This window comes from Ilumatobacter sp., from assembly GCF_030065885.1.
Lineage (GTDB): Bacteria > Actinomycetota > Acidimicrobiia > Acidimicrobiales > Ilumatobacteraceae > Ilumatobacter.
Genome location: NZ_JASJCS010000008.1, coordinates 82,018 through 104,352 on the forward strand (window position 1 = coordinate 82,018; position 22,335 = coordinate 104,352).

Genomic DNA, 22,335 nt, shown 5'->3' on the forward strand with positions numbered 1-22,335 from the left:
ACGAGCCCATCGTCACGAACCCTCCCCCGCTTGAAGCGCGCCGCACGGCCGGGCGAGGCGACAGCGCATCGGAGGCGAGCGTTTCACGTTGTGTCTGACACAACGTGAAACCGCGTCGCGGCGGATCGTCAATCGTCGAGCTTGAGGGCGCTGATGAAGACGTCGCCGGGCACTTCGACGCGGCCGATCGACTTCATCTTCTTCTTGCCCTCCTTCTGCTTCTCGAGCAGCTTGCGCTTGCGGCTGATGTCGCCGCCGTAGCACTTGGCGGTGACGTCCTTGCGCTTGGCCTTGACCGTCTCGCGGGAGATGATCTTGCCGCCGATGGCGGCCTGGATCGGCACGTCGAACATCTGGCGTGGGATCAACTCCTTGAGCTTCTCGCACATCCGCCGGCCGTACGCCTCGGCGTTCTCACGATGGACGATCGTCGAGAACGCATCAGCGGGGATCGCGTTGAGCAGGATGTCGACCTTGACGAGGTTGGCCTGCTGGTAGCCCGCCAGCTCGTAGTCGAGGCTGGCGTACCCCTGGCTGCGCGACTTGAGCTGGTCGAAGAAGTCGACGACGACCTCGGCGAGCGGGATCTCGTAGTCGAGCTCGACCCGTTCGGGCGACAGGTACTCCATCCGCTTCATCTCGCCGCGGCGGCTCTGGCAGAGGTCCATCAGCGCGCCCGTGTACTCCTTGGGCGTGATGATGGTGGTCTTGAACACCGGCTCTTCGATGACGTCGATCTTCTGCACGACGGGGAGCTCGGCCGGGTTGCTCACCACCGTCATGTCACCGACGGTGTCGGTGACGCGGTACTCGACCGACGGCGCGGTGGCGATGAGCGCCAGCCCGAACTCGCGCTCGAGTCGCTCCTTCACGATCTCCATGTGCAGCAGCCCGAGGAACCCGCAGCGGAACCCGAACCCGAGGGCGCCCGACGACTCGGGTGTGTACGTGATCGACGCATCGTTCAGCTTCAGCTTGCCGAGTGAGTCGCGCAGCGCCTCGAAGTCGTCGCCGTCGATCGGGAACAGCCCCGAGAACACCATCGGCTTGGGGTCCTGGTAGCCGGGCAGCGGTTCCTCCGCGCCCTTCGACGCGGTGGTGATGGTCTCACCCGATCGCGCCTCGCCGACGTCCTTGATGCCGGCGATCAGGTACCCGACCTCACCGGGACCGAGCTCGCCGACCGGCGTGTTCTCGGGTCGCCGGACACCGATCTCGAGCGCCTCGTGGTCGGCGCCGGCCTGCATGAAGTGAAGGCGCGAGCCCGATGTGAGCCGCCCGTTCATCACCCGCACCGACGACACCACGCCGCGGTACTGGTCGAACTGCGAGTCGAAGATCAGCGTCTGGAGGGCAGCGTCGGCGTCGCCGACGGGCGGCGGGATCCGATCGGTGATGGCATCGAGCAGCTCGGGCACGCCGTCGCCCGTCTTGGCCGAGATCTTCAGGATGTCCTCGGCCGGGATCCCGAGCACGTTCTCGATCTCCATCGCATAGCGATCGGGGTCGGCCGCCGGCAGGTCGATCTTGTTGAGGCAGGCCACGATCTCGAGGTCGTTCTCCAGCGCCAGGTAGCAGTTGGCGAGCGTCTGCGCCTCGATGCCCTGCGCCGCGTCGACGACGAGCACCACGCCCTCACAAGCCGCCAGCGAGCGGCTGACCTCGTAGCCGAAGTCGACGTGGCCGGGCGTGTCGATCAGGTGGAAGACATGCCCGTGCCACTCGACCCGGACGTTCTGCGCCTTGATCGTGATGCCGCGCTCACGTTCGAGGTCCATCGAGTCGAGGAACTGGGCCTTCATGTCCCGCGCCTGCACCGCGCCCGTGATCTCGAGGATGCGATCGGACAGCGTCGACTTGCCGTGGTCGATGTGCGCGATGATCGAGAAGTTGCGGATGCGAGACAGCTCCATGGCGAGTGTCCACGCTACCGGCGGCTCCGACTTCAATCCGTCGGGAGCAATCCGTCGACCCGATGCCGATACCGCCCGGTCTCGAGGAACGCCCGGAGCTTGGTGATCGAGTTCGTGACGTACCGCTCGCGGATCGCTCGGATGTCGGCGTTCTGGCTGACGACCACGTCGTTGAGGAGCAGCAGGTTCCGCCCCGCCAGCAGGGCATCGAACTGCTCCGGCTCGTAGGCGGGGAGCCGACGAATCTCCGAGTAGCCCGCGAGCAGCGCGTCGCGCAACGCCGCGTCGTCATCGAGGTAGTAGGCGCTGATCGCGAGGTCCTGCACCGGGACGCCGGTCAACACGTCGTCGAAGTCGAACACCGACATCCGGCCGCGAAGCCACTTCACGTTCCAGGGGTGGAGGTCGCCGTGCAGGATGCGCTCGCCGCCAGCCGACCAGGCGTCGTCGGTCGCGTCCTGCGCGGCGCGTAGGGCCGACCTGACGACGTCGATGTCCGCGCGCGGCCGATCGATGTGGGCGGCGACGAGCAGGTCGTCCTCCCCCACGAGCACGTCGGCGTGGCTCGGCACGCCAGCACCCGGCGGGATGCGCCAGCGTTCGGCGTGGTCGTGCAGATGCGCCGTGATCCGTCCCAAGGCCACCATGGCGGCCGGGGTCGGCTCGTCGAGGTCGCGACCCGGCAGCCACGACATGACGGCGACGGGAAGCTCGCGGTCGAGGGACTGGCAGTAGGCCGACGTGTGCAATCGGCCGGCGGAGTTGGCGAGCGGCACGGGCACGACCACATCGGTGTCGCGTGCCAGCGCGGTGAGCCATGCGGTCTCGGCTTGGAGTTGGGCGGAGGTCGACGTCGCCGCCATGCCGAGCCGCAGGGCGAATCGGCGCCCGTCGGTCGTGTCGACCCGGAACGACGTGTTGCACTCATGTGCGAGCAAGCGGACGCGGGCCGGCTCGATCGGGTACTCGCCGAGCGCTCGTAGCGCGACCTGCCGCAGCCGGTGCACCTGGGCGCGGACCGGGAGCTCCTCGAACCGTTCCGGATGGGCCGTCATGGTGCGCCGACGCTAGCCCCCGGCGGGCCGGCGAGGCGTTGGGGATGTCGCGGCCGCGCCGATAGCCTCAGTGCGCTGCTCGGTGGAGACCGCCGGGCCCGAAGATCGAAGAGGAACTGCCACGTGGCGAACATCAAGTCTCAGAAGAAGCGCAATCTCACCAACGCCAAGGCGCACGAGCGCAACAAGGCCGTTCGTAGCGAGATGAAGAGCCGTCTGAAGAGCGCCGTCGCCCAGCCGGACAGCGACGAGGCCGTCCGCGCCGCGATCAAGACGATCGACAGCGCAGCGCAGAAGGGCGTGATCCACAAGAACGCCGCAGCCCGCAAGAAGAGCCGCCTGATGCGGCGGGTCAACGCCGCTTCCTAGCGGCACCGGGTCGCCGGCGCCTGTCGCCTGTCGATCCACCACATCTGGACGAGGCCCGGGCTCGAGCCCGGGCTTCGTCGCGTTCCGGGCGCTTTCGCCGTGGCGCCGACCTACGATCGTTCCTGATGAAGGAGCGACGCCCCGACGTCGGCTCGGCCGGAGCCGGATTCGACCTGCTCGTCGGATCCGAACGGAGCCGGCGACCAGCGGACGGCGACAGCCGGCGGTCGGACACCGTCGTCTGGTGGCACCTGGCGACGGCGATCGACATCTTGCACTTCCCGATCGTGATCGCCCTCGTCGTCGTCGGAGCGGCCTGGTTCTCGGGGCCGACGTTCTTCTTCCTGCTCACGCTGATGGTCGTGCTGCAGGTGGCGACGCTCGGGTGTCCGGTGATGTGGCTCACCGGGCAGCTCCGCCAGGTGCACGACCCCGACTACGAGGTGCGATGGTCGTTCACCGCCTGGCTCTACCACCGCTACGGCAAGGCGGTCGGCATCGGCGTGTTCGTGGCCCTCGCCGCGTTGACCCTGACGCTCCGCTGGCTGCTGTTCTAGCAACGGGCTCCGGGTTGCGGCCAGGCCGCTCCCCTGCGCCTCCCGAGCTCGCTGTCTCCGCAACGACGCCGTGGCGCCGCCGCTTCTTCGCTCGGCCCGCCCCGCCGGCGCGACGCGACCGGCCGCTGAGATGGGCCGGTGTGCGAGGCTTCGCCAGGCAAGGGTTCAGCGTCGTGAGCCGAGGCGGCTGAGGCGGGCGACGAGGACCTCGATCACCATCTCGCTGTCGAGATCGGTGTCGCCGCGGAGGTCGAGGTCGGCCCGTGCGAGCAGCTCGATCGCCCGCTGCACGCCACCCCCGCCGAGGCGCCGGTAGTTGCCGAGCGCCTTCTTGGCCGGGAAGCCCGGCTTGATGCCCATCGCCTCGGCCGCCTCGTTCTCGTTGGTGGCGTCGACGCCGTCGAGGCGCGCCAGGCGACCGTAGTGCGTGTGGAGGATGGCCATGATCTGCAGCGGGTGCCGTTCCCCGCCGTGGATCATCCGGCCCAGCAGCATCAGCGCCTTGGCGGTTCTCCCGGCGTCGATCGCGTCGGTGAAGTCCCACGGCGGCACCCCGCCGGCCTCACCGAGGAACGGCTCGACATCGCCTGCTGTGATCTTCGCCCGGTCGCCGTAGGTCGACCTGAGCACGGCCAGGACGCCGTCGAGGCGCCCGACGTCTTCGCCGAGCTGTTCGGCGATCCTGGCCGCGGCACCGGGGTCGAGGCGCACGCCGTGCTCCTCGGCCTCGACCGCCACCCACGTCTGGCGGTCCTTCGCGCGGTTGGGCGGGTTGGTGTTGACGGTCAGGCCGCCGGCCGCCTTGACCGCATCGCTGAGCTTCTTGGCGAGCCGCCCGCCCCCCGACACGAACACCAGGTCGGTCGTGTCGAGCGGGCTCTCGAGGTAGTGGAGGATCGGCGGCAGATCGTCGCTGTTGAACCGGCCGACGTCACGGGCGACGACGACGCGCCGGTCGGTGAGGAACGGCATCGTCTGCGCGGCGTCGGCCACTTCGCGCAGCTCGTACTCCTCGCCTTCGAACTCGTCGACCATCAGGCTGCGGTCGCCGTCACCGATCAGTTCATGGACGAGGTCGTGGGCCTTCGAGCGCACGATCGACTCGTCGTCACCGGTCAGCAGGTGGATCGCCATGACGATCACGATTCATAGCAGCGATGAGCGACAACACGGCAACGAGCACCGCCCACCCGACCCACGTCGCGGCACCACCCGGTTCGAGTCGCTCGCCGAGCACCGCGATCGTGTCGACCCAGCGGACGCCGAGACGACACGGCAGCATCACGACCGGGGCGACCGCCGGGACGAATCCGGCCACGAGGCCCGCCGGCAAACCGTAGAGCATCACGAACCCGGCGACCGGCACCGCCAGCAGGTTGGCCGGGATGCTGACGAGTGGCAGGCGCCCGAACACGAGCACCGCCGGCACGACGACGCCGACCTGCGCGCCGACCGTGACGCCCACCGGCATCGCGAAGACACCGAGGCGACCGAGGCGTGCGGCGAGCTCGGGCCCGATGATCGCCACGCCGGCGGTGGCGCCGACCGACAACCAGAAGCCGACCGACCGGACGATCAACGGGTCGATGAGCAGGAGCGCGGCGACCGCGAGCCAGAGGATCCGCGCCGGCGAGCGCTCGCGCCCGAGCACGAACGCCGTCGCCGACATCGCCGCCATCACCCCTGCCCGGACGATCGACGGCTCGAATCGGGTCAGGCTCATGAACCACGCGATCAACCCCAGCGTCACGGCCCATCGCCACCACGGCCGCAGCGCGCGGAGCAGCGGCCCGGCGGCGGCCAGCACGAAGCTGACGTTCTGCCCCGAGACCGCCGTCAGATGCGACAGACCGCTGGCGCGGAACCGTTCGATCATCGCCCTCGGCTGGTCTTGGTCGTCGCCGACGACGAGACCCCGGAACAGCGAGCCGTCGTCGCCCGGCAGTGTTTCGCCGCCACGCTCGATCGCCGCCCGGACCCTGTTGGAGGCCCGATCGACCGGCCCGCCCGCCCGTCGATCGGCCACCCAGTCGACCCGCAGCTCGCCGACGACGTGCTGCCATGCGACGCGGTCACGCCGCTCGGGCTCGAGTGTCACCCGCCGCCCCTCGACCGACACGAACTCGCCCGCCCGCCACTCGGACACCCGGATGCGCCGGGCCCGGCCCCTGGCCCACATCTCGAACCGCTCACCATCGACCTCGACCAGCACTCGGGTCGACGACGCGAAGGGCTGCGGATCGTCGGCGACGCGCACCCAGCCGCCGTACGGGCCGAGTGCGTCGGGAGCGAGCCCGTCCCAGGCTGCGTCGGCACGAACCCCCGCCGCCACAGCGATCACGATGAGCAGCAACGATGCACGCAGCAGCGACTCGCCCGACAGGCGGAACGCCACGGCGCCGGCCGCAGCGACCACCACCGACCATCGCCAGTCGGCCGTCCACGCCCCGACTGCGGCGACCGCCGCGCACCCGACGACGAGCCCGTCGGACAGCGGGTGGCGCCGCGCGGCACCGAGGGCCCCGTAGGCTCGTCTGATCGAGACGATGACCCGCCACGACCAGCCCGCGCCCCGACCGATGACCGGAGCTGCGCCGCTCACCGCCGGCCCCCGGTGGTACCGCACGCGCATCCGCCTGCTCGGCCCGCTGTTCGGGGTGTTGCCCATGGCGGTGCTGGGCGGGACGGCGATGGTGGCGCTGCGTGTGAGCGACAGTCGCAGCAGCGGCTTGATCGGGCTGATCGGCGGCGTGTCCGCGGCGCCGGGGCTGCTGGTCGCCGGCGCCCCGTTCGCCGACGAGGGCCGCTACCCGCTGGCCGTGCTGGCCAGCGTGCCGATGTGGATCGTGCTCGGGTTCGTGGCCTCGCGCCGGGCGACCGCGTCGTCGGTGGCGTCATGGCGCGACTACTGGCGCGAGCTGCTGTGGCTGACCGTTGCGGTCGTGATGGGCGCGATCGCCGCCCTGGTCGCGGCCACGACGATCCTGGGTGAGTCGCTGATCCTCTGACGCGCGGTCGTTCACACCGTCACCAGATCGCGGATCGCGGCCAGCTTCGCTGGACCGATGCCGGGCACCCGATCGAGCTCGTCGACCGACGCGAACGGACCGTTGCGGGTGCGGTCGTCGACGATCGCCGCGGCCGTCGACGGGCCGACACCAGGCAGCGTCTCGAACTGGCTCGCAGTCGCGTCGTTGAGGTCGAGCGGACCCGACGCCTCGCCGGCGTCACCCACAGGGCCCGTCGACACGGTCGCCGGGTCGACCTCCCCGTGGACCGGGACGTAGATCCGCTGCCCGTCGACGACGGGTGCGGCGAGGTTGAGCCCGTCGAGGTCGGCGTCGTCGGTGGCTCCGCCGGCAGCGGCGATCGCCGCGTGCACCCGCGCGCCGGCGCTCAACTCGTGCACACCGGCTGCGTGCACGGCGCCGGCGACGTGCACGACCACCGTCGATGCCGCGGCCGACCCGGCGGACGACGGTTCGACAGGGACCGGTGGTGCGAGCGTCACGGCCGGTACCGAGCCGGCGGCAACCGGTAGGGCCGCTTCGGGCGGCGGCGCCGGCGCTCGCACGAGCCAGTAGCCGGCCGCGGCAACCAGCAACACCGACAGCACGGTCACCGCGAGGCGCGCCGGGCCGAACCAGGCGAGCCACGCGGTGGCAGCATCGGCGACGCGCCGCGGCGGCTCGGGGCGAGGGGGCAGGGTCGGTGAGTCCGACATCGACGACCTCCGAGATCAGGAACGCTCAGGAGGAAGCCGGACCGTTCACCATACCGGCGTCGGAAGATCATCGAGCGCCCCGGGGTTGCTTGACCGTGCGTACTCCTGCCCGGCGCCCGGCGCGAGCGCTCGCCGGACTGACCGCCGCTGCGCTACTCGTCGCGGCCTGCGGCAACGACGGACCGGAGGGCGCGTCGGCCACCGCATCACCCGAGCGGGCGCCGGTCGACGAGCTGACCGCCCGGCAAGCCGTCGGCGCGGTGGATGCATCGCCTCCCGACGTCGACCTGTCGATGCACGACGTCCCGCTCGCCGAGGTCGTCTTCGACACGTTCGACGGCGGATTCGTCCGGCTCTCCGAATCCGACCGTGACACGCGTCGCCGGCTGCTCGACGTGATCAGGCCGATCGACCTGCCGCCCTACGACGACCTCGCGGCCGATCCGTCGGCCGGAGCGTGGTTGCGCCCCGACGATCTGGTCGTCGGGTACATCGCCGACGGCACGCCCATCGCCTATCCGGTCAAGATCCTCAACGGCCACGAGATCGTCAACGACGAACTGGCCGGCACGGCGGTCCTCGTCACCTACTGCCCACTGTGCCACAGCGCCGTCGTGTACGACCGCCGCCTCCCCGACGGACAGCTGCTGACTTTCTCGAACACGAGCGCCCTCCACGACTCCGACATGGTGATGGTCGACCGCGAGACCGGCTCGTACTGGTGGCAGGTCGCGGGTCGGGCCATCGTCGGCGAGCTCACCGGCGCCGAGCTGGCAACGTTGCCGTCAGAGATGGCGACGTGGAGCGACTGGCTCGAGCGGCACCCCGACACGCTCGTGCTCAGCCGCGACCTCGGCTTCGGCCGCAACTACGAACGCAACTCGTTCGCGGGCTACGAGGAACGGGTCGCGGAGGGCCGCTTCGCGTTCCCGGTCGGCGATGCCGCCTTCGACGACCGGCTGCCGCTCGCCGAGCTGGTCGTCGTGGTCGAGCTCGGCGATCAGGTCGTCGCCTATGCAGTCGACGACCTCGACCAGCCACTCGACGACGACGTCGATGGGTTCGGCATCCGCGTCACGCCCCACGCGGGCGGCGCCTCGGTCGTCGCGATCGACGGCGACGGCGACGGTGAGCCGGGCGAGCCGATTCCCAGCCGCACCGCGTTCTGGTTCTCGGTCGCCGGCGCCTTCCCCGACGTCGAGGTCAGAGGCGACGACGGCTGAACGTCACGACGCCCACTCACTCCTGGGGCGACCCAGGTTCCGGCAGCGACGCCGGGTCAGAACAGGCGCGACGTGAGCAACTTGCGGTACGTCGCCGTGCGGGGATCGTCGGGACCCATCAGCTCGAGGATGTCGACGAACTGCTGGCGGGCCTCGTCGTCGTCCTTCACCCGGTCGAGCAACGCCGTCAGGGTCTCGTCGTGCTCGTCGTCGGGTGTCACGCCGACCCGGGCCTTCGCGGCGATGCGCCGCGTGACGTCGGACTCGGGAATCCGCTCGAGCAGCGACAGCGCCTCGTCGTTGTCGCCCTTGATGACGAGCAGCTCCGCGAGCGCGACCGTCGCGTCGACGTTCGACGGATCGAGCTGCAGGGCGATCCGCAGCGACCCCTCGTCGCCGGCGGCGATGAGGTCGGCCACCTGCGACTCCTGCTCGCTCGGGAGGAGCCGCTCGACGAACGCCCGGACCTCGGTCTCGCCCTGCGCGCCCATGAACGCATCGACCGGCTGACCGTCCTTGAGCGCCACGACCATCGGGATCGACTGCACCCGGAACGCCTGGGCCACCGCCGGGTTGGCGTCGACGTCGATCTTGGCCAGGACCACCTTGCCGTTGGTCTCGGCGACGACCTTCTCGATGATCGGGCCCAGCGTCTTGCACGGACCGCACCACTCGGCCCACAGGTCGACGACCACCGGGACGGTGGCCGAGCGCTCGATGACCTCGGTCTGGAACGTTGCATCGGTGACGTCGATGACCATGGCGGCAGCGTACCGGCGCGCACCGGCGTCGCCAGTGTGCCCGCCGATCCGCAGATACCCTGCCGGGTGTGAGCGACGACAGCCTGCGCTGGCTCGGCCCGAAACCGGATCTGACCGATCCGGTGCTGATCGTCATGCTCACCGGCTGGATCGATGCCGGTGGCGCGGCACGAGCTGCGATGGAGGCGATCGAGCTGGAGTCCGAGGCGACACCCGTCGCCGAGTTCGACGACGACGTGTACGTCGACTACCGGGCCCGCCGGCCGGTGATGGAGCTGCGCGACGGGCTCAACACCGTGCTCCAGTGGGAGCGGATCACCATCGGCACCGGGGTCGACCAGGCCGGCCGCGACCTCGTGGTGATGTCGGGGCCCGAGCCCGACACGGCGTGGCACCGGTTCACCCGCCTCGTCGGCGACACCGCCACCGAGCTCGGCATCACCGCCATGGCGCATCTCGGCGCCTACCCCTTCGCGGTGCCGCACACCCGACCGGCCCGCATCTCGGTCAGCAGCCCGTCACAGGACGTGTTGGCGCGCGTGCCGTTCCTGCGCAGCTCGATCGACGTGCCCGCCGGCGTCGCGGCGTCCCTCGAGCACGAGCTCCACGATCGCGGCATCCCGTCGATCGGCATCTGGGCGCAGGTCCCCCACTACATCTCGACGATGGCGTACCCGGCAGCGAGCGTCGCACTGCTCGACGGGTTGCGCGAAGCCACCGACGTCGTGCTCGACGCCACGACGCTGCGCAGCGACGTGATGATCCAGGGCCGCCGCATCGACGCGATGGTCGCCGGCAACGCCGAACACGCGCAGATGATCGCACAACTCGAGGAGATCTACGACGAGTCCGACGGCTCGGTCGAACTCACCGACGACGTCGACGACTCGCTCGAGATGCGCTCGGGTGACGAGCTGGCGGCCGAGCTCGAAGAGTTCCTCCGCGAACAGGATTGACGGGTCCGAATCACAGGGCGGTCGGCTGCTGACCTCGCGGCTCGTCGGGCGGCGCACTCGATCGATCGTCGCGTCGGTGTGACGCGACACCCGGCGGTTACAGCCCCACAATGTCGGACCTGGTCTCCGTCTCGGTCGCCCAGTGATCGGTGCCCGATCACGATTGGTCATCCCAGCGTGGGAGCGGCTCCGGGACGGCCGATCGAAGACGTCGCCGAGATGTCGAGCGTCCCAGATCGCGACGTGCTTCACCAGACCGAGGAGGTTCGTTCCGTTGCGGTGAGTGGCTTCCGGATCTCGTGCTCTGCGAGGCCGTCGCGCTTCCACACGAGATCCTCGCGCACTCATCGCAGGTGGTCGGGCAGGTGAGCCTTCACCTCGTGGTCGATCATCCGACCAGCCTTGCAGGCGGATCCGCCCGGCCCACCGGATCGGCGACCCACTGCGGGCACCGCTACGGTCCGGTCATGCGCATCGACGGTTCGCTCAACGTCCCGATCTCGAACGTGGCCGGTGCGGCGGCCGACCTGGAGGCCGCCGGCTACAGCGGTGGCTGGACCGCCGAGACGGCGCACGACCCGTTCCTCCCGCTCGCCGTGGCAGCGGGCAGCACGCGCGAGATCGAGCTCGGCACGTCGATCGCCGTCGCCTTCGCCCGCAATCCGATGCTGCTCGCCAACATCGGATGGGACCTGCAGACGCTGAGCCGGGGCCGGTTCGTGCTCGGACTCGGCAGCCAGATCAAGCCGCACATCACGTACCGATTCTCGATGGAGTGGAGCAAGCCGGCGGCGCGCATGCGCGAGATGATCCTCGCGATCCGGGCCATCTGGGACACCTGGCAGCACGGCACGCCGCTGCAGTTCCGCGGCGAGTTCTACAAGCACACCTTGATGACGCCCTTCTTCACGCCCGACGCGGACGACCTCGGCGACTTCGGTCCGCCGAAGATCTTCCTCGCCGGCGTCGGCGAGCTGATGACCGAGGTCGCCGGCGAGGTCTGCGACGGCTTCTTCTGCCACGGATTCACCACCGAGCGGTACCTACGCGAGGTGACGATCCCGGCGCTCGAGCGGGGCCGCGCCAAGGCCGGCAAGACGATGGAGGGCTTCGAGATCGTGGGGCCCTCGTTCGTCGTCACCGGCGGGAACGACGCGGAGATCGAGCAGGCAGCGACCGCGACCCGCCAGCAGATCGCGTTCTACGGTTCGACGCCGGCGTATCGCGGCGTGCTCGACATCCACGGGTGGGGCGACCTGCAAGAGCGCCTCAACTCGATGTCCAAGTTGGGCGAGTGGACCGAGATGGGCGAGCTCATCGACGATGACATCCTCAACACGTTCGCGGTCGTCGGTCCGCCGGAGTCCGTGGCGCCCGAGCTCGCACGGAGGTACGGCGACGTGATCAGCCGACTCTCGTTCTACGCACCGTACGAGAGCGACCCCGAGCGCTGGCAGGGGGTCATGGAGGAGCTGAAGGCGATCTGATCGCTCGGCCGCAGCAGCCGGTCGTCACGCCCGGAACGTGACGACCGCGTCGACCCCGCCGGTCGACGCCTCCCGGAGCTCGGTCGAGGCGTCGCCCGCCGCCGCGAGCTGTCGGACGATCGCCAAACCGAGCCCCGAGCCGCCCGGCACCGCGTCGGCGCCGCGCCAGAACCGGTCGAAGGCGGCCCCGCGGTCCTCCTCGGACAGACCCGGGCCGGCATCGATGACGTGCAGCTCGAGATGATGGTCGTCCGGCACGAGCCGGAGGATCAGCTCCGAACCGTCCGGCGACACCTCCAGCGCGTTGTCGACGAGGTTGTCGATGATCTGCTCGGTCGCGCCGGCCACGGCGAACCCGGTCGCCGTCTCCGGCGCATCCGCCACGACGGTGACTCCCCGCTCGGCAGCCAACGGCGTCCAGTACACGGCCCGGTCGTGGACGACAGCGGCCACGTCGACCTCGACCGGGCCGACGGCGGCGTCGTCGGCGCGGCTCAGCGCGAGCAGCCCCTCGATCATGCGGTGCAGCCGGTCGGTCTCGACGAGCGCCGCATCGACCGTCTCGGCCTGGCCGCTGTCGACCTGGTCGGCGAGCTGCTCGAGCCGGAGCCGCAGTGCGGTGAGCGGCGTGCGGAGCTGGTGCGAGGCCGTGCCGGCGAACGCCCGCTGGCGATCGACCAGCTGTTCGAGCCGACCCGCCATCGAGTTGAACGACGTGGCGAGCGCGCGGACCTCCGGCGGTCCGTCGTCGTCGTCGGCTCTGACGCCGAGATCGCCGGCCGCGAGGTCGTCGGTGGCCAGCCGGAGCCGCCGGATCGGCTGTGCGAGCGTGCGAGCGAACAACCAGGCGACGGCGATCGCGATCAGCAGCGAGATCAGCGCCACGAACAGGAGTCCGCGAACACGGTCGCTCGCCCGATCGTCGACGATCCGCGACGGTGCGCTGATCCTGACGGCGCCGACGACGTCGTCACCCGACAGCACCGGGACGGCCACGAAGAACAGCTCCTCACCCAGCGTCGCCGAGAAGCGGTCGTCCGTCGTCGGCTCACCTCCGAGCGCTTGGGCGAACTCGGGTCGGTTGGAGAAGTCCTCGGCGAGGTCGGCGGCCTGTGACGCAACGACGCCGGTGGCGTCCCGATCGACGATCGCCACCCGGACGTCCTCCTCGAAGCTGTATCGGGCCACGAGGGCGCGCAGCGCCGGCTCGTCGGCTGCGGTGCCCTCCTCCAGCGCCTCTTCGGCCCGGCCGGCGATGATGAAGGCGTCGCGTTCGAGCGTGGTCACGAGCCGGTCGCGCTCGACACGGTTGAGGTGGCCGGCGAGCGGGATGTCGTGGATCGCGAGCACCAGCGCCACGACCCCGACGAGCACGAGGAGGAGACGGTTCCTCACGGCTCGGGTGTCTCGAGCCGGAATCCCACCCCGCGGACCGCCGCGATCCATCGCGCATCCCCGAGCTTGCGCCGCAGGCCGGCGACGTGCGCATCGACGGTCTTGGTGGGGCCGAACCAGTTCGCGTCCCACACGTGCTCGATGATCTCGGTCCGGCTGCGGACCGCTCCGGCGTCCTCGGCGAGGAAGGAGAGCAGCTCGAACTCCTTGGGCGTCAACGCCAGCTCGGACTCCTCACGATCGTTCGTCAGCGTGACGCGGTGCGTGCGCCGGTCGACGCGGAGCGGACCGACATCGATCACGTCGACGGCCTCCACGACGTCGCCGCGAGCGCCGGCGGCCGCTGCGGTGGCGCGGCGGGTGACGGCTCGGATCCGCGCGACGAGCTCGCGGAAGCCGAACGGCTTCACGACGTAGTCGTCGGCGCCGAGCTCGAGCCCCAGCACGCGGTCGAGCTCCTCGCCGCGCGCCGTGATGACGATGATCGGCACCGCGGAGGTGGCCCGGATCTGGCGGCAGACGTCGTAGCCATCGATGTCGGGCAGGCCGAGGTCGAGCAGGACGACGTCGCCGGGATCGGCGTCGATCGCCGCCTGACCGGTCGCGACATGCTCGACGGTGAAGCCGTTGGACTCGAGCGAGCCGACGAGCGAGCTCGCGATCGACGCATCGTCTTCGACGAGGAGCACGTGCACGAACGCCATTCTCGTCGCTGACCAGTGCGACGGAGGGTGTCTGGGGGCGCTTCTGCCGAAGCGGCGACACTTCTTGGACGTTTCTTGGATGTTCGCAGCCCGCCCCCTGGAGACCGGCTCCGTACCCTGCACTCCACACCGACGGGCATCCCGACCCACCCCCGAACGGAGCAGACCATGAGAACACAGATCGCAGCCGCCATCGCCGTCGTCGGCGTGTTGGGCGCCGGCTCGGCCGCCGCCCTCGTCAACACGCAGATCCTCGACGGACCCGACGAATCCGGCGCCTCGTCGGCCATCCTCCCGCCGGCGACCACGATCGACATCCCGATCCCGAGCGTCCCCGACACGACGGTCGAGACCACCGTGCCGGTCTCGACGCCGCCGAGCTCGGTCGACGTGACGATCCCCTCGGTGCCGTCGACCGGTCCCACCACGCCCCCGTCCACCGACCCGCCGGCCACGGGATTCCTCACGGCGTTCAACGTGGGCGACGCCGCCGTCGTGACCGTCGACGTCATCGACAAGCAGCTCATCCTCGTGTCCGCCGAGGCGAAGCCGGGTTGGGAGATCCTCGAGGCCGAGGAGTACCCGAGCGAGAACCGCATCGAGGTCGAGCTCGCCTCCGACACGCTGCTGGTCGAGTTCGAAGCGATGTACGTCGACGGCGAGATCGTCACCCGTGTCGAGTCGAAGCTGGTCGACGACGACGACGATGACAGCTCCGACGACGACGTGTCCGACGATGCCGACTCCGACGACGACGTGTCCGACGACGACGTGTCCGGCGATGACATGTCCGATGACGACAGCTCGGATGACGACAGCTCGGACGACATCGGCGCCACCGACACCACCGTGCCGGCCGACACCGTGCCCTCGACCACTGCGCCGAGCACCACGGTGCCGAGCGAGACCGTCCCGTCGACCACGATCGACGACGACGACGAGTCCGACGACGATGACGACTCGGCTGCTGGGAGTGCGCCGGCGACCACCATCGACGACGACGATTCCGATGACGAATCCGACGACTCCGGCAGTGGAAGCTCGGGCGGCGACGATGACGACTCGGAGGATGACGACGACTCCAGCGATCGCGACGACTGACGCCACCGATCTCGTCACCTCCGGGTGACGAACCGTTCGCCCGACGAGCACGTCACCGCCCGTCGAGCACGTTCGTGGCGAACGTTTGCTGCGGCCCCCGTGTCGACCCGCCGTCGGTACGGGGGCCGCGGCGCGTCCCGGTCGCCCACCGGAGAGCGCTGGCTCAGTCGGGCGTTCGGCCGGCCGCTGCGAGCCACGTGCGGACGTTCTCGCCGAGATCGTCGGTGGCGTAGCCACCCTCCTGGAGCACCACGGTCGGCAGATCCAGCTCGGCCACCATCGCCCCGCACGCCTCGAAGCCGTCGCCGGTCAGGTCGAAGTCGCAGATCGGGTCGTCGAAATAGGTGTCGAGGCCGAGCGACACGACGAGCACATCCGGCCCGAACGCCTCGATCTCGCCGCACGCGCCGGTGAGCTCAGCCAGGTAGTCGTCGTCGTCGGTACCGGCCGGCAGCGGATGGTTGGACGTCGTCCCCCTGCCCTCGCCGACGCCGATCTCGTCGGCGAACCCCGTGAGGTACGGGAACGCACGCGCCGGATCGGCGTGCAGCGACACCACCTGCACGTCGGCGCGGTCGTAGAAGATCTGCTGCGTGCCGCTGCCGTGGTGGTAGTCGACGTCGAGCACCGTGACCTTGCCGTCGGTCGCCGTCGCGAGGTGATGTGCCGCCACGGCTGCGTTGTTGAAGAAGCAGTAGCCGCCGTACGCGGCGCGGGCCGCGTGGTGTCCCGGCGGCCGGCACAGCCCGTACGCGACATGCTCATCGGCGAGGACGAGGTCGGCGGCGGTGAGCGCGACGTCGACCGACGAGCGAGCCGCGTCGTAGGTGCCGTGCGTCAACGGCGTGGTCGTCTCGAAGCACCACCAGCCGAGCCGGATGTCGATGCTGTCGGGCTCGTCCGCCGGCCCCATGCCGTCGCGCAGCGCGGGCATCGCGAAGACATCCGGGATCACGTCGTGGGTGTAGCCGTGCAGCTGCTGGAACTCCTCCCACGCCGTCTCGAGGAACCGGATGAGCCCGGGATCGTGCACCGCGGCGATCGGCTCGACGCCCCACTCGTCGGGCGCGATGAAGTCGAACACGTCGTCGGTGGCGAGCGCGGCGCGGATGCTCTCGGCTCGTTCGGGGTGTTCGTAGGGCTCCTGGAAGCCCGACGCCTCGAGCTCGCGCTGCGGGTGATGCAGGCGGTGGCGCAGGGTGTAGACCACCTTCACGCTCTGCATCCTCACACGGCGGGGTGACTCGACACGACGGTCCGAATGTTACAGAATGATGACAGCGGGCATCGACCATCATCCGGAGGTCCATGTCATGAGCTCATCATCCGAGGAGCGATCCACCCCCACCTACACCGGCCACGGCGTCATCGACGAGCACGGCGTTCCCGTCGGCGCGGTCACCGACGTCGTCTACGACAAGACCGGCAGTCGTCCCGAGTTCCTCGTCGTCGACCCCGGCATCTTCCGGGCGGCGCACTACGTCCCGGTCGAGGGCGCGTATCACACGAACGACGGCCAGATCGTCGTGCCGTGGAACAAGCAGTGGATCAAGCACTCACCGAAGGCGAGCAAGGACCACCTGCTCACACCGATCGACCGCACGGATCTCCACGTCCACTACGCCGGCGTCTGACGCCGGCGATGGCGAGCACGGAGCCACCAGCCACCGGCCACCGCGGCGACGGCGACCACGATCGAGAGTCCGATCAGGCCAGTCGTACGGCTGTCGGCATCCGGCACCTCGCGAGCCCTCGCGACATCGGTGACTGCCGCAACATCGGTTGGTGGCTCCGCCTCGCCCCCGGTTGGCTCCTCGATCGACTGCGCCGGTGGCAGCGTCGGGGGCGGCCGATCGACCCGGTCGCCACTCCGCTCGAACAACGCCGTCGGCCTCGGGCCGGGGTCGATCGTCAGCGTTACCGCGACCGTCGGATCGATGACCGCAAGGGTCTGCGTGCCGCCGTGATCGAATCCGGCGACGATGTCGATCGGAACGACCGCACCATCGGGAAACACGTCGAAGCGTGAGTAGGTCGAGAGACCGGGCGGATGGCCGGTCAGCAACGACAGCCGCCAGTGCGTGTCGGTCGACTCGATCGAGACCAGGTCGAACCACGGGTCGGCACCCGCCACGTCGTCGGGCGCCTCGACCTCGGCGACGAGCTCGGAGTTGTCGCCGTCGGACACGCGGAGGATCATCCACTGGCTCGCTTCGAGCGAGAGGTAGAGGCCGCCCGGCCCGGCGACCGACGGCCCCTGCGAGTCGAACGTCGGCACCGGCTCGCCGTCGACGTAGCGCCGCAGTGCCGCAAGCGCCATCGTCACGTCGAGGCCATCGGCCCGGCCGCACATCACCGGCACCGGCAGCTGGAACGGCCTGGCACCGCTGTCGATCGGAGTGACGTCGACGATCGACCAGTCGTCGAGTCGCCACCGCACCAGCTCGAGCATCTGCGGCCGCGCACGGTCGACGCTCGATCCGCGGACCTGCACGAAGTGGGTGCCGCCAGGGCACGCGGACAGGCCGAACGTCGGCGCGGCACCCTCCAGGTAGCGCAGCGGCCGGCGCTGCTCGTCGATGACGACCAGGTTGTGGCCACCGACATCGATGGCCGAGATCGAGTGGGGAGGGCCGGTGCCGTCGGGCTCCGGCGGCGGCTCGAAGAACGACCTCAGCGCTTCGTGGCTCATGCCGGTGTAGCAGCCGGGCAGGTGATGGCGACCGTCGCCGAGATCCTCGAGCGCAAGCACCCCGGGCAGCACGGTGCGTGTGTCGCCACAGTCTCCGGTCTCGATGTCGAGATCGATCGCGATCGTGTCTGTGGTGTCGCCGCGCCATCGTTCGTGCACCCGCACGAGCCAATGACGATCGACTCGCTCGTCCGTCGAGTTGTCGACGAAGCCGATGGTCTCGCCGACGACGATGGTGTCGGCGGCGAGCAGCGCATGCAGCGGCTCGGTCACGCGACACGAGCACGCGGAGACACCGTTCGATGCCGATGCGACGCCGAGCGATGCCGACACGAGCGTGAGCACCACCAGGCGGCCGACCAGAACGGTCATGTGGGTCCGACGCTCGCCGGTGCGCCGCGGTTCCCTCGTCGGTTCACTCCTCCACGAGGGCGAGCTCTTCGGCGAGGTACTGCTCGCGGCACTTGGCGCGCTGCAGCTTGCCGGAGCTCGTCTTCGGGAGGGTGCCCGGCTGGACGAGCATGATGTCGCGCGGGGGCAGCCCGCACACCTCGAGCGTGCGGTGGTGGATGTCGTGGTGGATGTCCTCGAGATCGCCGGCGCGCACCTCGGCCACCACCACGACCGACTCCTTGCCCTTGTAGCCCTCCATGCCGAACGCGATCACGTTGCCGGCGCGGACGCCCTCGAGGCCGCCGACCGCGCGCTCGATGTCCTCGGGGAACACGTTGCGGCCGCCGACGATGATGACGTCCTTGATGCGCCCGCAGAGCACGAGCTGACCATCGAGCAGGTAGGCGAGATCGCCGGTCAGCAGCCAGTCGTCGTGGAACATCGCCTGCGTCGCCGCCTCGCGCTTGTAGTAGCCGGGCGTCACCGACGTGCCCCGCAGGAGCAGTTCGCCGACGTGGCGCTCGGGCAGCTCCTCGAACGTGTCGGGGTGCACGACCTTCATCTCGAGACCGGGGACCGCGGTGCCGAGCATCGGGAGCCGTCGAGCTCGTACGGCGAGGTCGTCGGGGTCGACGATCTCGACCGGCTTGGCGACGCGGTCTCGCTCGAGGACCTCGCGGTCGACGGTGTCGCACACGAGCCCCACGCCGCGCTCGGGGAACGAGCCGGCGATCGCCACCTCGGCCATGCCGAACGCAGGGAACACGCTGCCGCCGTTGAAGCCGAACGGCTCGGCTGCGGCCACGAACGCCTCGACCGCCTTCGGGTCCACGGGCTCGGCGCCGCTCAGCGCGAGCGTGAGCGACGACAGGTCGAGCCCTTCCGCACGCTGGAGCGCGCGGGTCGCGAGCACCCACGAGAAGTTCGGGCCGGCGGTCGCCGTACCGCCCCAGTCCGAGATCCACTGCATCCAGTTGCCCGGCTTGGCCATGAAGTCCTGCGGGCCCGCCTGGACGAGGTCGACGCCCTTCGTCATCGGCAGCGCCAGGAAGCCGACGAGGCCCATGTCGTGGTACAACGGCAACCACGAGACCATCACCTCGCCGTCGCCGAGCGTCGCCGCGTCGCACGCGGCATCGATGTTGGCCGACAGCACCCGGTCGGGGATCATCACGCCCTTCGGCTCACTCGTCGAGCCGCTCGTGTACTGCAGGATGATCAGCCGTTCGGGATCGTGGTCGGGCAGCTCGAGCGCATCGCCGCTCGGCACGTTGGGCGCGCCGGGGAGCACCGCCGACATCGGGACGACCGGCGGGTCGGTGTCGGTGGTCTCGTAGAACGGCGCCAGCTGCTCGTCGATCAGCACGAGCTCGGCGTCGCCGTGGCGGATGCGGGCGTGCGTCGACTTGACGAACTCCTCGAGCGAACCCATCCGCATCGGCAGCGGCAGCACCATCGAGGTGATGCCGGCCAGCCAGCAGCCGCGGACGATCGTCATCAGGTCACGGCTGGTCGGTCCGAGCACGGCGACGTGGTCACCCGGCAGCAGCCCGCGGGCCTGCAGGGCCGCGCCGACGGCGCGGGCCTCGTCGTGGATCTGCCGCCATGGCACGTAGACCGGGCCGTCAGGGGCGACCGAGTGGCCGACGAACCGCACACCGGTGTCGATGTCGGCGGCGGCTTCCAGACGTTCGATCGTCGACGGAGACGCTGAAGTCATGGGTGACGACGCTACTGCCTGCAGCGGGCGCGCGTCGGTTTCGTCACTGGCTTCCGGGCAGACGGTCGGGAAGGTGACCATCGCGCTTCGACGCCAGCTGATCGGCGTCGCAGTCCCGGCACAGGAACTCGCGGTGCACGCCCTGGATCGACATCTGGGTCCCGCGCGACTTCTCGACGATCAGCTGCGGGCTGGCCTCCATGTCATGGCCGCCGCAGGCGGGACATGTCGGCCTCGGGTCGCGCGTCCAGCTGACGTCGCAGGCCTCGCACGTCAGCTCGATCAGGTCGTCGTCGCGACGCGTGCCGCGGAGGTCGTCGTCGGTGCCGCAGCGGGGACAGACGATGTCGATCGCCATCGCCAGAAGGGTAGCGGTGCTCAGGCGCTGGCCTCGCCGGATGCAACCGGCTCGACGAGCTCGGTGTCGAGCCGATCGAGCAGGTCGGCATCGTGCGCCTCGCCCGGGTTGGCGGTCGTCAAGAGCTTCTCGCCCAGGAAGACGCTGCTCGCCCCCACGTGGAGGCACAGTGCCTGGAGCTCGTCGGTCATGTCCGAGCGTCCTGCGGAGAGGCGAACAACGGAAGCCGGCAGCATCAGCCGTGCCGCCGCGATGGTCCTGACGAGCTCGAGCGGGTCGAGCCGATCAGCGCCGAACAGCGGCGTACCCGGCACCCGCACGAGCAGGTTGATCGGGACGCTCTCGGGATGCGGGTCGAGGCGTGCGAGCTGGACGAGCAGCCCGGCACGGTCCCGCCTCGACTCCCCCATCCCCACGATGCCGCCGCAGCAGAGCTTGATCGACGTGGCGCGGAGGTGGGCGAGCGTCTCCAGCCGGTCCTGGTACGTGCGGGTCGTGATGATCTCGCCGTAGAACTCGGGCGATGTGTCCAGGTTGTGGTTGTAGAAGTCGAGCCCCGCTCCGGCCAGGACGTTCGCCTGCGACGCCGTCAGCATGCCGAGCGTCACGCAGGTCTCCATGCCCAGCTCCGCAACGGCCGTCACGGCGTCGGCGACTGCTTCGACCTGGCGATCGCTGGGGGCCCGCCAGGCGGCGCCCATGCAGAACCGCGTCGCTCCGGCCTGCTGCGCGCGCCGTGCGGCTGTCACGATCTCGTCCGTCGCCATCAGTCGCTCCGGCTCGAGCTCGGTGTTCCACGCGGCGGACTGAGGGCAGTACGCGCAGTCCTCCGGGCAGGCGCCGGTCTTGACCGACAGCAGCATCGCGGCCTCGACGACGTGCGGGTCGAAGCGCTCGCGGTGCACGGCGTGGGCGTCCGCGAGGAGGTCGTGGAACGGCGTCTCGAGCAGTGCAACGGCCTCGTCGACCGTCCAGTCGTGGCGTGGAGCTGACATGCCGCCACCGTGCCGCATCGCGCCCGATGGCACCAAACGCTTCCGCGGGGCCGGCACCGTCGCGCTCCCCGCCGAGGCGAGACCCTGGTGAACTGACGGCGGCCGACCCGGGCGTGCTCGTTCAGGCGCTGCGCTCGGCGCTCGAGACCTCGATCAGCAGTCGAGAGCGTCGATCGTGACGTCGACGTGGAGCTGGGCATGGCCTGCGAATTCACGCGCCTCGTCGAGGGAGTCGGACGCCAGCGTGAACGTCGCCCAGCCGACGACGCGCATCGGATGACTCGGCAGGCCGGGCATCGTGTTGCCGTCGGGACGCCAGGCGTCGATGGCGTCCAGCATGGTCGCCCACCGATCGGCCGGGTCGTGCCAGGTTCCTCCGAGCACGTCCGCCGCCACGCAGTCGTTGTCGGCGAGCGGTTCGGCGAGGCCGGACGGTGTGCCGTCGAGGCCCGGCAGCAGGCCGAACGGCGACGCGCCGTTGACCGTGCCGTCGCCGTCGCGGTCGCCGTAGCCGGGCCCGCCCTCGCCGACCACGAGGTTGGCGGCCGCCTCGGCGGCGGCGTGCGCGGCCTCGATCGTGTCGGTGTCGGACCACGTGCGGACGGCGTCGTCGAGCTCGACCACCTGCTCGCGGAACGTGAACTCGGCCACGCCGTCGGTGTCGGCCGCAGCATCGTCGTCGCCGCACGCTCCGAGCACGAGCACGAGCACGAGCACGAGGACGACGGCGACGACGGACGAGGTGCTTCTCACCACGCTCACCGTATCGAAATGTACGGACAGCTCCGAGGATCCCTGCCGCCGGGCCGGGTGATCGCGGCGATATCGACGTGATCACGGGCGAGTTCGGTTGCCCCTCCGGAGGAATCGTCCTTCACTGGAATTGCGGGCTGGCGACCGCTCGCCACGCCCTGCACCGATCGGAGGCGTGC

21 protein-coding genes and 1 pseudogene are annotated in these 22,335 nt (G+C 70.1%); 8 read left to right on the forward strand and 14 right to left on the reverse strand.

The genetic code is table 11. From position 1 onward, the window contains the following. Nucleotides 1-128 precede the first annotated feature (128 nt). On the reverse strand, nt 129-1,913 hold the full coding sequence (gene lepA / locus QNJ12_RS03480) for a translation elongation factor 4 (protein ID WP_300618836.1): 1,785 nt from the start codon (nt 1,911-1,913) through the stop codon (nt 129-131). A gap of 32 nt (nt 1,914-1,945) precedes the next feature. Then, the gene (locus tag QNJ12_RS03485) at nt 1,946-2,968 is read right to left on the reverse strand and encodes a phosphotransferase (protein WP_300618838.1); all 1,023 of its coding nucleotides are present in this window, start codon (nt 2,966-2,968) and stop codon (nt 1,946-1,948) included. Nucleotides 2,969-3,091: 123 nt separating this feature from the next. On the opposite strand from QNJ12_RS03485, the gene rpsT reads away from it, so the two are divergent. Both rpsT and QNJ12_RS03495 read left to right on the forward strand, forming a co-directional pair. Then, nucleotides 3,092-3,337, forward strand: a complete 246-nt coding sequence (gene rpsT / locus QNJ12_RS03490; RefSeq protein WP_300618841.1) for a 30S ribosomal protein S20 — start codon at nt 3,092-3,094, stop codon at nt 3,335-3,337. 125 nt (nt 3,338-3,462) lie between these two features. Beyond that, complete coding sequence (locus QNJ12_RS03495; RefSeq protein ID WP_300618844.1) at nt 3,463-3,894, forward strand: hypothetical protein; 432 nt, start codon at nt 3,463-3,465, stop codon at nt 3,892-3,894. A 165-nt stretch (nt 3,895-4,059) separates the two neighbouring features. On the opposite strand, the gene holA is transcribed toward QNJ12_RS03495, so the two are convergent. Both holA and QNJ12_RS03505 read right to left on the reverse strand, forming a co-directional pair. Next, nucleotides 4,060-5,028, reverse strand: a complete 969-nt coding sequence (gene holA / locus QNJ12_RS03500; protein WP_300618847.1) for a DNA polymerase III subunit delta — start codon at nt 5,026-5,028, stop codon at nt 4,060-4,062. After that, complete coding sequence (locus QNJ12_RS03505; RefSeq protein WP_300618850.1) at nt 5,003-6,562, reverse strand: ComEC/Rec2 family competence protein; 1,560 nt, start codon at nt 6,560-6,562, stop codon at nt 5,003-5,005. The genes holA and QNJ12_RS03505 overlap by 26 nt, the downstream gene beginning before the upstream one ends. Between QNJ12_RS03505 and QNJ12_RS03510 the strand changes: the two genes are divergently transcribed. Beyond that, nucleotides 6,561-6,902, forward strand: a complete 342-nt coding sequence (locus QNJ12_RS03510; protein WP_300618853.1) for a hypothetical protein — start codon at nt 6,561-6,563, stop codon at nt 6,900-6,902. The two genes, QNJ12_RS03505 and QNJ12_RS03510, sit on opposite strands and share 2 nt — an antisense overlap. An 11-nt stretch (nt 6,903-6,913) precedes the next feature. Here the strand turns inward: QNJ12_RS03510 and QNJ12_RS03515 are convergent, their stop codons facing one another. Then, the gene (locus tag QNJ12_RS03515; protein WP_300618855.1) at nt 6,914-7,618 is read right to left on the reverse strand and encodes a helix-hairpin-helix domain-containing protein; all 705 of its coding nucleotides are present in this window, start codon (nt 7,616-7,618) and stop codon (nt 6,914-6,916) included. Nucleotides 7,619-7,713: 95 nt separating this feature from the next. On the opposite strand from QNJ12_RS03515, the gene QNJ12_RS03520 reads away from it, so the two are divergent. After that, nucleotides 7,714-8,841: a DUF3179 domain-containing (seleno)protein gene (locus tag QNJ12_RS03520; RefSeq protein WP_300618858.1), complete on the forward strand. Its 1,128-nt coding sequence runs from the start codon at nt 7,714-7,716 to the stop codon at nt 8,839-8,841. Nucleotides 8,842-8,897: 56 nt separating this feature from the next. Here QNJ12_RS03520 and trxA read toward each other — a convergent pair whose 3' ends face one another. Further along, on the reverse strand, nt 8,898-9,602 hold the full coding sequence (gene trxA / locus QNJ12_RS03525) for a thioredoxin (RefSeq protein ID WP_300618861.1): 705 nt from the start codon (nt 9,600-9,602) through the stop codon (nt 8,898-8,900). 68 nt (nt 9,603-9,670) lie between these two features. Between trxA and QNJ12_RS03530 the strand changes: the two genes are divergently transcribed. Both QNJ12_RS03530 and QNJ12_RS03535 read left to right on the forward strand, forming a co-directional pair. Then, a complete protein-coding gene (locus QNJ12_RS03530; RefSeq protein WP_300618864.1) occupies nt 9,671-10,558 on the forward strand; it encodes a proteasome assembly chaperone family protein in 888 nt (295 codons plus the stop codon). A 467-nt stretch (nt 10,559-11,025) separates the two neighbouring features. After that, a complete protein-coding gene (locus QNJ12_RS03535) occupies nt 11,026-12,045 on the forward strand; it encodes an LLM class F420-dependent oxidoreductase (RefSeq protein ID WP_300618867.1) in 1,020 nt (339 codons plus the stop codon). 24 nt (nt 12,046-12,069) lie between these two features. Here the strand turns inward: QNJ12_RS03535 and QNJ12_RS03540 are convergent, their stop codons facing one another. Both QNJ12_RS03540 and QNJ12_RS03545 read right to left on the reverse strand, forming a co-directional pair. After that, on the reverse strand, nt 12,070-13,440 hold the full coding sequence (locus tag QNJ12_RS03540) for an ATP-binding protein (protein ID WP_300618870.1): 1,371 nt from the start codon (nt 13,438-13,440) through the stop codon (nt 12,070-12,072). Further along, the gene (locus QNJ12_RS03545) at nt 13,437-14,135 is read right to left on the reverse strand and encodes a response regulator transcription factor (RefSeq protein WP_300618873.1); all 699 of its coding nucleotides are present in this window, start codon (nt 14,133-14,135) and stop codon (nt 13,437-13,439) included. Before QNJ12_RS03545 ends, QNJ12_RS03540 begins: the two co-directional genes overlap by 4 nt. A gap of 177 nt (nt 14,136-14,312) precedes the next feature. Between QNJ12_RS03545 and QNJ12_RS03550 the strand changes: the two genes are divergently transcribed. Further along, the gene (locus tag QNJ12_RS03550; RefSeq protein WP_300618876.1) at nt 14,313-15,245 is read left to right on the forward strand and encodes a hypothetical protein; all 933 of its coding nucleotides are present in this window, start codon (nt 14,313-14,315) and stop codon (nt 15,243-15,245) included. A gap of 163 nt (nt 15,246-15,408) precedes the next feature. Here the strand turns inward: QNJ12_RS03550 and QNJ12_RS03555 are convergent, their stop codons facing one another. Continuing rightward, a complete protein-coding gene (locus QNJ12_RS03555) occupies nt 15,409-16,470 on the reverse strand; it encodes a histone deacetylase family protein (RefSeq protein ID WP_300618879.1) in 1,062 nt (353 codons plus the stop codon). Between the two features lie 88 nt (nt 16,471-16,558). Between QNJ12_RS03555 and QNJ12_RS03560 the strand changes: the two genes are divergently transcribed. Continuing rightward, entirely contained in the window at nt 16,559-16,879 is a 321-nt protein-coding gene (locus QNJ12_RS03560) for a PRC-barrel domain-containing protein (RefSeq protein ID WP_300618881.1), read from the forward strand. Here QNJ12_RS03560 and QNJ12_RS03565 read toward each other — a convergent pair. The 5 genes and pseudogenes from QNJ12_RS03565 to QNJ12_RS03585 form a co-directional block, all read right to left on the reverse strand. Continuing rightward, complete coding sequence (locus QNJ12_RS03565) at nt 16,864-18,309, reverse strand: hypothetical protein (RefSeq protein ID WP_300618884.1); 1,446 nt, start codon at nt 18,307-18,309, stop codon at nt 16,864-16,866. The genes QNJ12_RS03560 and QNJ12_RS03565 overlap by 16 nt on opposite strands. A gap of 43 nt (nt 18,310-18,352) precedes the next feature. Further along, complete coding sequence (locus QNJ12_RS03570; RefSeq protein ID WP_300618887.1) at nt 18,353-20,050, reverse strand: AMP-binding protein; 1,698 nt, start codon at nt 20,048-20,050, stop codon at nt 18,353-18,355. Between the two features lie 43 nt (nt 20,051-20,093). Then, entirely contained in the window at nt 20,094-20,408 is a 315-nt protein-coding gene (locus QNJ12_RS03575; RefSeq protein ID WP_300618890.1) for a hypothetical protein, read from the reverse strand. Between the two features lie 68 nt (nt 20,409-20,476). Beyond that, a pseudogene (bioB, locus tag QNJ12_RS03580) lies at nt 20,477-21,403 on the reverse strand (biotin synthase BioB); the annotation flags it as partial. Nucleotides 21,404-21,556: 153 nt separating this feature from the next. Further along, nucleotides 21,557-22,156 carry a hypothetical protein gene (locus tag QNJ12_RS03585; protein WP_300618895.1) on the reverse strand — a complete coding sequence of 200 codons (600 nt, stop codon included), beginning with the start codon at nt 22,154-22,156 and terminating at the stop codon, nt 21,557-21,559. Nucleotides 22,157-22,335: the final 179 nt, after the last annotated feature.